The sequence below is a fragment of the Microcystis sp. M015S2 genome (assembly GCF_020245945.1).
In the GTDB taxonomy this organism is placed as follows: domain Bacteria; phylum Cyanobacteriota; class Cyanobacteriia; order Cyanobacteriales; family Microcystaceae; genus Microcystis.
Window position 1 is genome coordinate 1 of the sequence record NZ_JADBTX010000098.1, and the last position, 11278, is coordinate 11278.

Annotated in this window: 12 protein-coding genes; 7 read left to right on the top strand and 5 right to left on the bottom strand. The window is 44.2% G+C overall.

All coding sequences use genetic code 11. The features are described from left to right. Positions 1–298, bottom strand: a 298-nt coding sequence (locus tag IM473_RS17120; protein WP_287660188.1) for an Rpn family recombination-promoting nuclease/putative transposase, incomplete at its 3' end; no start/stop codon positions are given. A gap of 187 nt (positions 299–485) precedes the next feature. Between IM473_RS17120 and IM473_RS17125 the strand changes: the two genes are divergently transcribed. Continuing rightward, complete coding sequence (locus tag IM473_RS17125) at positions 486–1679, top strand: 6-bladed beta-propeller (RefSeq protein WP_287660189.1); 1194 nt, start codon at positions 486–488, stop codon at positions 1677–1679. Positions 1680–1813: 134 nt separating this feature from the next. On the opposite strand, the gene IM473_RS17130 is transcribed toward IM473_RS17125, so the two are convergent. Continuing rightward, the gene (locus IM473_RS17130) at positions 1814–2614 is read right to left on the bottom strand and encodes an Rpn family recombination-promoting nuclease/putative transposase (RefSeq protein ID WP_287660190.1); all 801 of its coding nucleotides are present in this window, start codon (positions 2612–2614) and stop codon (positions 1814–1816) included. 14 nt (positions 2615–2628) lie between these two features. On the opposite strand from IM473_RS17130, the gene IM473_RS17135 reads away from it, so the two are divergent. Further along, positions 2629–2796 carry a helix-turn-helix domain-containing protein gene (locus tag IM473_RS17135; protein WP_287660191.1) on the top strand — a complete coding sequence of 56 codons (168 nt, stop codon included), beginning with the start codon at positions 2629–2631 and terminating at the stop codon, positions 2794–2796. Here IM473_RS17135 and secF read toward each other — a convergent pair. The 3 genes from secF to IM473_RS17150 all read right to left on the bottom strand — a co-directional run bounded on the left by secF (position 2793) and on the right by IM473_RS17150 (position 6263). Next, on the bottom strand, positions 2793–3725 hold the full coding sequence (gene secF, locus IM473_RS17140) for a protein translocase subunit SecF (RefSeq protein ID WP_287660192.1): 933 nt from the start codon (positions 3723–3725) through the stop codon (positions 2793–2795). The two genes, IM473_RS17135 and secF, sit on opposite strands and share 4 nt — an antisense overlap. Before the next feature lie 121 nt (positions 3726–3846). Continuing rightward, entirely contained in the window at positions 3847–5253 is a 1407-nt protein-coding gene (gene secD, locus IM473_RS17145; protein WP_287660193.1) for a protein translocase subunit SecD, read from the bottom strand. A 26-nt stretch (positions 5254–5279) separates the two neighbouring features. After that, positions 5280–6263: an alpha-ketoacid dehydrogenase subunit beta gene (locus IM473_RS17150; protein WP_287660194.1), complete on the bottom strand. Its 984-nt coding sequence runs from the start codon at positions 6261–6263 to the stop codon at positions 5280–5282. Positions 6264–6749: 486 nt separating this feature from the next. Here IM473_RS17150 and IM473_RS17155 point away from each other — a divergent pair, with 486 nt between their 5' ends. The 5 genes from IM473_RS17155 to IM473_RS17175 all read left to right on the top strand — a co-directional run bounded on the left by IM473_RS17155 (position 6750) and on the right by IM473_RS17175 (position 10940). Next, a complete protein-coding gene (locus IM473_RS17155) occupies positions 6750–8318 on the top strand; it encodes a YcjF family protein (protein ID WP_287660195.1) in 1569 nt (522 codons plus the stop codon). 80 nt (positions 8319–8398) lie between these two features. Next, positions 8399–8995, top strand: a complete 597-nt coding sequence (gene yqeK / locus IM473_RS17160; protein WP_287660196.1) for a bis(5'-nucleosyl)-tetraphosphatase (symmetrical) YqeK — start codon at positions 8399–8401, stop codon at positions 8993–8995. Positions 8996–9050: 55 nt separating this feature from the next. After that, complete coding sequence (gene rsfS, locus IM473_RS17165; RefSeq protein WP_287660197.1) at positions 9051–9455, top strand: ribosome silencing factor; 405 nt, start codon at positions 9051–9053, stop codon at positions 9453–9455. Between the two features lie 5 nt (positions 9456–9460). After that, a complete protein-coding gene (locus IM473_RS17170; protein ID WP_287660198.1) occupies positions 9461–9964 on the top strand; it encodes a CGLD27 family protein in 504 nt (167 codons plus the stop codon). A gap of 22 nt (positions 9965–9986) precedes the next feature. Continuing rightward, complete coding sequence (locus IM473_RS17175) at positions 9987–10940, top strand: asparaginase (RefSeq protein ID WP_287660199.1); 954 nt, start codon at positions 9987–9989, stop codon at positions 10938–10940. The last annotated feature ends 338 nt before the right edge of the window (positions 10941–11278 follow it).

Sequence of the window (11278 nt, forward strand, 5' to 3'; positions counted from 1 at the left end):
AATCACTGCGTCGCAGATAAATTACCACTTGACGCATTGGTTTTTGGGGATGACGACGATAGACGCGAATGCGATAATCAAGCATTCGGAAAGGAATCTTAGAGTCGGGGTCGGTTTGAAATTCGGTATGGAGAATTAATTGCTCTGACTGTAACAAAATCAGAGAATCAGCACGAATGGGGTCTAATTGTAATTCCGTCGGGTCGAGGACGGTTAAGGAGAGGGGAGAACCTAATAACCAAGTGGCTAAATCATCGGAGAAGTTTTCGGCAATAAATTTACAAATATTATCAAACATCTTCAGGGATTACTTTCCGTTTCTCCTAGGATACCCTCGGTCGCTGATGTTGACATACTGTATTCGCCGTAACTATTGCCCAGTAGAATCGTAGCGCAGAATACATTATCAGCAAATTTGTCACATTTTCCCAGAAATTTCTTGACAATTACTAGAGGAAGGGGTAGCTTACAATGAGTTGATTTTTATGAAGTTTCATGACATTAGCCAAACTTATCAATCATGGGGGGGGGAGAAGCAAGGCTTATCAAAGGCTCTGCTGAAATCCTTTTCCCTAGTCACGGCCACTGCGATCGGTTGTATTAGTATCGCCACCAGTGCCACTGCGGCCAGTTTTTCCTTCGCTTTCGGTACCAGTGGTACGGGGAACGGTCAGTTCAGTTTCCCCAACGGTATCGCCGTCGGTAGCGGTGGTAATATCTATGTAACTGATACTGGCAACAATCGCGTACAAGTGTTCAACTCTGGTGGAGTCTTCCAGTCCACTTTCGGTAGCGCTGGTTCGGGGAACGGTCAGTTCATTTTTCCCTACGGTATCGCCGTCGGTAGCGGTGGTAATATCTATGTAGCTGATCTTAACAACAATCGCGTACAGGTATTCAACTCTAGTGGTGCCTTCCAGTCCACTTTCGGTAGCTTCGGTACGGGGGACGGTCAGTTCGTTAGCCCCTACGGTATCGCCGTCGGTAGCGGTGGTAATATCTATGTAACTGATAGTGGCAACAGTCGCGTACAGGTATTCAACTCTGGTGGTGTCTTCCAGTCCACTTTCGGTAGCTTCGGTACGGGGAACGGTGAGTTCGTTAGCCCCTACGGTATCGCCGTCGGTAGCGGTGGTAATATCTATGTGACTGATCTTAACAACAATCGCGTACAGGTATTCAACTCTAGTGGTGGCTTCCAGTCCACTTTCGGTAGCTTAGGTTCGGGGAGCGGTCAGTTCGTTAGCTCCGGCGGTATCGCTGTCGATAGCGGTGGTAATATCTATGTAGCTGATACGGACAACAATCGGGTACAGGTATTCAACCCCAGTGGTGTTTTCCAGTCCACTTTCGGTAGCGCTGGTTCGGGGGACGGTCAGTTCGATTCCCCCGTCGGTATCGCGGTCGATAGCGGTGGTAATATCTATGTGACTGATACTAACAACAATCGCGTACAGGTATTCAACTCTAGTGGTGTTTTCCAGTCCGCTTTCGGTAGCGGCGGTACGGGGAACGGTCAGTTCAATGTCCCCGTCGGTATCGCGGTCGATGGCGGTGGTAATATCTATGTGGCTGATTCTGGCAACAATCGCGTACAGGTATTCAGCCAAAGTCAGCCGCCGGTGTCCACTCCCGAACCTTCTGGTATTATTGGATTAGGGATACTAGGGGGGGGTTAGTGGTGCGTCGCCTCGCTAAACGTCGTTAATCGCGCTTGGGGTGGGGAGATGGTCGGAAATTTTCCTAATTCCCCTCCCTTTGCGGTGATGTCCCTGAATTGTTGCTGAAATTGTTCAATCTAAGGCTTTTTTCTTTAATTTAACCATTGGTGCAAATCTTCCACATCCGAAAAGTCCAACAAAGCAAGAGCTAAATTATCCAGTTGATTAGGATTTAACTGTTTAATTTTTTGTTCTACCTTTAAAGGAATAGAACCTAGTTTTAAATTTAGCTGACGCAAAATTAGGCTTTTTTTAGCGGATAATTCTCCTTCCTCTAAAGCTTCTTGATAGACCTTAGTTTCTCTTAAATCACTTAAACTAAACATAGCTTCTATCTCCTTACGGTTTAATTTCGGCAATTTATAAATGAGAATTGTCTCAATTAATTCGAGAATGTCCCGTCTTTTTAAAGACTCCTGGAATTGTTGTCTAACTTGTTGAATCAGTTCTTTTCCTTGATTTAAGGCGTTTGGTTCCGATTCTACAATTAATTGTAACACTTTTACCCCCAGAGAATCCCCCTCATCTAACTGATTTAGATAATAACAGTTAACCCGACCTGACGCAAAGAATTCTTGATAACGAGATTTGGGACTGTTTTCAATTTCCCGATAAGGATAAATAATCACCCCTTGCCAATTGTTATTACTCTCACTCTGATGAAAATAGAGAAATATTTCACTAAAAAAGCGTGAGTAAAACCGTTCATCTTTTTGAAATTGTACCTCAACAAAGTAAATCGGGTCATTCAGGTTATTGGGAAGAAAGACCCCATCTAAACGAAAAGCGAGTTGTTTAACTTCTAGGGAGTAAAATTGATAATGATTGACGGTTTCCGGGGGAAGATTGAGCAAATCAAAGAAACTTTGCGGAAAAGAAGGAAGACTTATCAACCCGCGATGCTCAAGTGCGAACTGGAATTAATCACAGTGAATTTGTCCAGATTCGCCGTGCTAATTTGGGACGCTTTACTATTGACCGTTTGATCTCAATTTTTGGTCGTCTCAATCAACAGGTTGAAATTACTATTATGACCCATCCAAGAACCACTGATTCTTCACCAATGGCATCCTAACTGTAATTGAGTGTGGGTCGATGAGAACGACCGCGCCACCAAGCGAGTAGGGTACTAGCGATAAAAATACTCGAATAGGCCCCCGCTACGAAACCGATAATTAAAGCTAGGGCAAAATATTTTAAGGTGGTGCCACCAAAGAGAAAAATCGCCACCAGAGGCAATAAAGTGGTCAGGGTGGTATTAATCGAACGAGTTAGGGTTTGACTCACCGCATTATCGACAATTTCATCCACGGATAATTCGGGGGTATTGACAAAATTTTCCCGCACGCGATCATAAATTACCACCGTATCATTAACAGAAAAGCCCACAATTGTCAAGAGGGAAACTAAAAATAAACTATCCACTTCTACCCCCGCAATTAAGCCTAAAACCGCAAAGACCCCTAAAGTGATCAAAACGTCGTGCAGCAGGGCGACAATGGCAAAAAAAGCGTAATCCCGTTGAAAACGAAAGCTTAGATAGACAGCAATGCCAAAAAATGACACTAATAAAGCTAAAAATCCCGACCTAAATAATTCTTGACCGATGGTGGGACCAACTGTATCGATTTGACTGGTTTCGGGGTCAAAGGCGCCGATTTTCTGGTTTAAGGTGTCGAGTAATTTTGTTCTCTGTTCTTCTACGAGGGTTTTCGTCCGCACCGATAAAGTATATTTATCCAACACCTGCACACTACTGTTACCCAATCCTTCCTCGTCTAAAATCACTTGCACTTCGGCAGTAGTTAAGGGTTTCTCACAGTTATTCTTTTTAGCACAGGCTAATTCTATCTGAATTCTCGTGCCACCAACAAAATCTAAACTCGGTCGCAAAGGCGCTTGAATAGTGAACCAAGAAATCACCATGGCCAAAATACTACCAATCGTCAGCAAGGCCGAGACTGTCCACCAAAAATTACGCTGTTTTGTAACACTAAATGCCATATCTTTTAAGTAAAAAGTAAAAAGGAAAAAGGAATTTGGGGAGTAGGGAGTGGCAATCGGTGGGTTACGGCGAATATGAAATTATTGGTTAACAACATAACTTGTCGTCGCCTAACCCACCCTACTGATTTGTCGGTAAATTAGGGCAGAAAAGTTGCGGTTTTTGACGGACGCTGGGGACGTTTAACACGGTGATTAACAGGAGAGTGCGACTACAGGTTAAAGCGGTAAACATACTCACAGCTACCCCAATGGCTAAAGTTAAAGCAAAACCTTTGACTAATCCTGAACCCAACCAAAATAAGGCAGCACAGGCGATTAAAGTAGTGACATTACTATCAAGAATACTGGAAAAAGCCCGATAAAATCCCGACTCTACTGCCCGAAATAGGGATTTTCCCGCCCTTAATTCCTCCCGGGTACGCTCAAAAATCAGTACATTTGCATCAACAGCCATGCCGATACTGAGGATAAATCCGGCAATCCCGGGTAAGGTCATCGTGACTCCCACTAAGGCAAAAGCCCCCAGAGAGAGAATAGTATAGATAATCAGGGAAATATCGGCAATAATACCGGGTAAACGGTAATAAACCGCCATGAAGATTAAAACTAACAGTAAACCCACTAAACCAGCGTAGATACTGCGACGGATGCTATCCTGGCCTAAAGTTGCCCCGACAGTGCGAATTTCTTCCACTTTAACGGGGAAAGGTAGGGAACCACCGCGCAATTGAATCGCTAAATCGTTGGCGGTTTCGGCGGTAAAATTACCAGTAATCACGGCCCGGCCTCCTGTAATTCCCGTTTGGGCAAACTGCACATCAACCACAGGGGCGCTAATTAATTCATTATCGAGGAAAATCCCAATACTGCGACCAGTACCCGCAATCACTTTAGTCAGTTCGGCAAATTTATTGCCCCCTTCCGAGTCGAAAGTAATGGCCACTTCCCAGTTAGTGCCTTGGGTGGAACTAATGGTGGCATTTTGCAGACTTTTTCCGGTTAAGTCCACCGACTCAAATAAATTTAAAATTGCCTGTTTAGATTTTTGCAGAGATTGTTCTAGTTCGGCAATTTTAGCGGCATTTTCGGGTTTATTCTCGGCTTTGAGGTCGGCTAATTCCGCTTTTTTTTGTTGAAAAATTGAATATTCAGCCCGAAATTCTCCTTCTGTACCTTGTTTTTGCTGACGAAATTCTAATTGGGCCTGAACATTTAAGTTTCTCTCAGCTTCTTTGGGATTTGTGACCCCGGGTAGTTGCACGATTACCTGATTTTTACTATCTACAGTCTGCACTAATGATTCAGAAACACCGAGGGCATTAACACGATTTTCAATCACATTTTGTACCGCTTTTAAATCATTAGGTTGAATGGTTTTAACGGTTTCAGTGGGTTTAACTTGGATCGTTAATTGACTACCACCGCGCAGGTCTAAACCTAATTGTAGGGGTAACTTAATCAGGACGAAGATCGAGGCAACAACTAGGCCGATGATCAGTAACAATAACCAATTTTGTCTCTGCATAACTTCGGTATCAAAAGGAGAATTTGTTAAATGCGATCGCTGACCATTTTCTGGACAGCTTCGACAATTTGATTAGGTTGAATAATCGTCAATCTTTCTAGATTACCGTTATAAGGCGTGGGGATATCTTGGGAAGATAATCTTAACACGGGGGCATCTAATTCATCGAATAACTGCTCGTTAATTAAAGCAATTAACTCGGAAGCAATTCCCGCCGTTTTCATACATTCTTCCACGATAATCACCCTGTGAGTCTTGCGAATCGAAGCGGCAATCGTCTCCATATCAAAGGGTTTCAGGGAAATTAAATCGATAATTTCTGGATCATAGCCATCTTTTTCTAACTGTTTTAATGCCTGTAAACAGTGATGACGCATCCGCGAATAGGTGAGAATAGTTATATCTTCTCCCTTGCGAACGATTTCGGCTTTATCGAGGGGTAAAAGATACTCGGTATCAGGTAAATTTTCCTTGAGATTATAGAGAAGAACGTGTTCAAAGAAAAGCACGGGGTTATTATCTCTAATCGCCGATTTTAATAAACCTTTGGCATTGTAGGGAGTGGAACAAGCGACAATTTTTAAGCCAGGTACTGCGTGAAAATAGGCCTCTAAACGCTGGGAATGTTCCGCCCCTAATTGTCTGCCCACACCCCCCGGACCACGGATAACCATGGGGATTTTAAAATTACCGCCGGAAGTATAACGTAACATCCCAGCATTGTTGGCAATTTGGTTAAAGGCAAGCAGAAGAAAACCCATATTCATGCCTTCAATAATCGGACGCAATCCCGTCATGGCTGCCCCCACTGCCATGCCCGTAAAACTATTTTCAGCGATGGGAGTATCTAAAACCCTTAAATCGCCATATTTTTTGTAGAGATCTTTGGTAACTTTGTAGGAACCACCGTAATGACCCACATCTTCACCCAAAACAAATACTGTCTGGTCGCGGCCCATTTCCTCATCGATCGCCTGTCGCAAAGCATTAAATAATAGGGTTTCTGCCATATCAAGTCCCCGCTTACAATTCGGTCATCTTATCACTAAACTTATTATCTTACCCCTTTTCTGGTCCGAAGGGAGAAGGGAGTGGGGAAGTGGGGAGAAGGGAGAATAAATAAAAAGCTATCCCCTGACCCCTGAATACGGCTGCATCTCACATTTGCAGGAATACCGACAATCAGCAATTATCAGTGACTCTTAGATGACGACAAATGTATCAGCAGCTGCGTGTAAGCATTCCACCGAAAAACTAATGCGCGGGGGGTTTGGGGGGTAGAACCCCCCAAAAGCCTGGATTGAGCGATAAAATCGCAAGTAACGCCCAATTTGGGCAGAGAGTTTCCCTTTAAAAATCCCAACTTAGTAGATTTACAAAAATTGGCTGATGAATAAAAGAAATTATGACTATAGATAATAGTCTATTCTAGTTGCCGACAATCGGCCGGCAAAGAACTAAGATCAAGATCAAGGAACCCCCTACCGTTAAAGCTGATGAAATTACCCCGTCTTGCCACTTTAATCATTGGTCTGAGCTTTATTTTCGGATTAATGTTGTGGTTAGTCAACTCTATCTATCGTCTTTACATCCAGATCGCCTTTACCGCTCCTATCTTAGCCAATATTCTGCTTTTACTCATTATCGGACTGCTGGGTTTGCTAATATACGTTCTTTTGTACTATTTTTATCTGCTGCCCCAGCGCCAAAAAAGTCGCCGCGGGTTACGTTCTTCCTCCCGTCCACCCCTAAAATTACCGGTAGAAAAAACCGAGGCCGCCGGGGAAACCTTAAAAGCTATCCGGCAACAAGTGGAGCAAATTCAAGATAAAGTAACTCAACAGGTTTTTATTAATCGTTCCCAAGAAATTGAGCGAAGTTTAGCCAGAAAAGAAGTTAAAATCATTGTTTTCGGCACAGGATCGGCGGGAAAAACCTCCCTAATTAACGCCCTCATCGGTCAAATGGTGGGCAATGTGGAGGCAACCATGGGAACCACGGAAAAAGGGGAAACCTATAGTTTAAAAATGAAAGGTGTGAATCGGGAAATTCAAATTACCGATACCCCCGGCATTCTCGAAATTGGCGCGGCCGGAGGTCAAAGGGAACAGTTAGCGCGACAATTAGCCACGGAAGCAGATTTACTTTTATTTGTCATTGATAACGATATTCGACAATCGGAATACGGCCCTTTATTGCGTTTAATTGATATCGGTAAACGTTCTCTCTTAGTCTTTAATAAAATCGATCTCTATAGCGATGAAGATCGAGACATTATTTTAAAACAATTACGAGAACGGCTAAAAGGAGTGATCCTTTCCGCCGATATTATTGCCGTTACCGCTAATCCCCAACCAGTACAGTTAACCGGTGGACAAATCATCACACCGGAACCGGATATTTTAGCTTTAATTAAACGTTTAGCTTCAGTTTTACGGGCCGAAGGGGAGGATTTAGTGGCAGATAATATCCTCTTACAATCCCAAAGATTAGGGGAAGAAGCTAGGAAAATTATCGATCGTCAACGTCGTCGCCAAGCTGATAAAATTATCGATCGCTATCAGTGGATCGGTGCGGGAGTGATTGCGGTGACTCCCTTACCAGTGTTCGATCTGTTAGCAACGGCGGCGGTTAATGCTCAAATGGTCAGAGAAATTGGTCAAGTTTATGGCTGTGAAATTAACAGCGATCGAGGCAAGGAATTGGCTCTATCTTTGGGCAAAACTCTAGTTAGTTTGGGAGTGGTGAAAGGAGCAGTAGAATTATTAGCCAGAATCCTACAATTAAATTTTACTACCTATATAGTCGGTAAGGCAATTCAAGGAGTCAGTGCCGCCTATTTAACCCGCATTGCTGGCAAAAGTTTTATCGAATATTTCCGTCACGATCAAGACTGGGGTGATGGTGGTATGACAGAGGTGGTACAAAGACAATTTCAACTCAGTCGCAAGGAGGAATTTATTAAGTCTTTTGTGGCCGATGCGATCGGTAAAGTGGTACAACCTTTTCAGGATGATTGGCAGCAAGAAGAAGTTTTAGAAGCTACTCGCGAGGATGATTGGTAAAGATCGAACCTTGAAGCGATAGGCAAAATTGTATAGTAATTGTTACAATCGTTCTGGGGTTCCACAAGGGCAAAAAAAAGATGCGACAGCAAGTTATCGACTGGTTAAAAGAAAACGTCAACGAACACCGTCTGCGACATATTCTCGGTGTGGAGACCATGTGTATTGATTTAGCTCGTCATCACGATCTCGATACCGTCCAAGCTGGGCAAGCCGGGTTACTACACGATCTGGCCAAATTTTTCAAGCCCAAAAAACTGCTAAAAATGGCGGAATCGGCGGGAATAGACGTGGATAATATCTGTTTATCCCATCCCCACTTACTCCACGCCGATGTCAGTGCAGTTGTCGCCCAAAAAGAATTTAACATCACCGACGAGGAAATTCTCGAAGCAATTCGCAATCATACCCTCGGTAAACCCAATATGAGCGATCTTAGCTGTATAGTCTTTATTGCCGATGCCTTGGAACCCAATCGCGGCGATACACCCGAATTAAACGCCCTACGACAACTCAGCTATCAAAATCTCCATAAAAGCGTTCAACAAACCTGCGATTATTCCCTAAAATATCTTTTAAGTAGCCATTGTCCCATTCATCCCCGCACCGTGCTAACCCGCAACTGGGCGTTACAAATTGTTAAAGAACAACTAACGGAAACTAAAACCATTGATTAACATAATCTCAAGACTCGCTTACAACCACCTCAGCCAAAGGATAACCACAACCTGAATGACCAATCCCACTGGAATTATTACCCCCGTCGCCGAAAATCTCAAGACCGAAAAATTTCTAGAGACAATTGTCACCGCTGCCGAGGACAAGAAAGCGGGGGACATCGCCATCCTGAAAGTCGCCGATATCTGTTATTTAACCGATTATTTTCTGATTATTACCGGCTATTCTACCACTCAAGTGCGAGCGATCGAGGATGCGATCGAAGCCGCTATGGAACTAGAATGGCAACAATCCCCCCGACAAGTGGAAGGAAAAAGCGAAGGTAGCTGGATCCTGATGGATTATGGCGCTATCATTGTCCATATCTTTTTACCAAAAGAGCGAGAATTTTATAATTTAGAAGCTTTTTGGGGTCATGCTCAACGGATTCCTCTACCTAGCGACCATTTAGAGGAGTAGAATCCATGAAATCCTCCCTTGATTTCTGTCCCGTCCCGGAAGAACAGCAACCGGTTAACGAGTACGAACAATTAAAAGAATCTTGGTTTTTTCGTTGGGCGACGCTAGATGTAGCTCCTTATACAAAAAAAATTCTCTGGTTATGGTTGTGGACATGGTTAATTGTCGGACCGATTGCCGCCGCTAGTTTTCCCCTGAAAAAGGCCCCTTTTCCCTTCTTCTGTGCGGGGATTTTTGGCTCGACAATTTTGGTAGGATTGGTGTTATTGCGCTTGTATCTGGGCTGGATATACGTCTATGATCGCTTGCAATCGGAGAAAGTATTTTATGAAGAGTCGGGTTGGTACGATGGCCAAATCTGGACAAAAACCGCCGCCATTTTAACCCGTGATCGTTTAATCGTCTCCTATCAAATCCAGCCCATTCTCCAGCGTTTACAAAAAACCGCCCTGATTTTAGGGGCAATTGTCGCTATCAGTGGTCTTTTCTGGCTATTTTTCACTCACTAACCGCAACCAATCACCAATCTGAATGAATAGGGTAAAACGTTCACCAACCCACCGCTTAGAAATTCATCTCCTCCGGGAAGGTATTATTGAATCGGTTCATAATGTCGAGGCCGCTATTTGCGATGACCGCGGCCGGGTATTATCCACCGCCGGCAGCGCCGAAACTAGCGCCTTTATTCGTTCGGCCCTGAAACCTTTTCAAGCACTGGCTGTCATCAGTACCGGCACCCTCGAACGCTACGATCTCAACGATAAGGATCTAGCCATTATCTGTAGTTCTCACCAAGGCACGGTGGAACACGCCCGTCAAGTCTTTAATATTCTCTGGCGCGCCGATATCGATCCTAATGCCCTGCAATGTCCTCTCCCGGAAGGTAAACCCAGTCGCTTGCAGTACAATTGTTCTGGTAAACACGCCGGGATGTTAGCGGTGTGTCAACAGCGTGGCTGGCCGTTAAATACCTATCTGCGGCGTTCTAGTCAGATACAGAAGCTAATTTTAAGCAAAATTGCCGAATTATTGGGAATGCCGGGGGATGAATTAATCAGCGCCCACGATGACTGCGGTGCGCCCACCTATTCAATGCAGTTGGGGCAAATGGCCCATCTCTACGCCCAGTTAGCCTCTGGCAACCGTTTAGACTTAGAAAGAATCGTCCGGGCGATGACCTATCATCCCCGCATGGTAGCAGGAGAAGGGGCTTTTGATACGGAATTAATGCGGGCTAGTCAGGGGGAAATCGTCAGTAAAGCCGGGGCCGAAGGTATTCAATGTATCGGGCGCGTCGGTGAAGGTTTAGGATTAGCAATAAAAGCTTTAGATGGTTCCAAACGGGCTAAATATGCCGCCGCTTTACAAATTCTCAAACAGTTAGGCTGGATTACTCCCAATGTGGCCGAATCTCTCTCGGAAAAATTCCTTAAAATCGGCAGTTATACCCGCTTGGAAGTGGTGGGGGAAATGGCTTTATTGTAAATAGTCGGTTAACAAAGCTTAATAGAACAAAAAGAAAAGTTTTTGCTGCCTTATGGCTGACTGTGGCGGGCAATCATTCGATTGAAGGCGGTTCCCAGAGGGTGGGCGTGGCAATCCTACTTAGGGCTTGCGGCAAAAAGTTTTTCGTGGGGGTAGGGTGTGGGGTGTGGGGTGTGGGGTGTAGGGTTTTACCGATTTTGAGGGGGTCAATTACCTAATTTTCAGGGAAAAAGTCCCTGAATTTTCCCCCCGATCACTCCCATATTTGCTACTTTTTGATTGACAAAAAGTCTAAAAGTCTTACCCAACAAGGTTTTTAGATTTATTCAGCAAGCTCT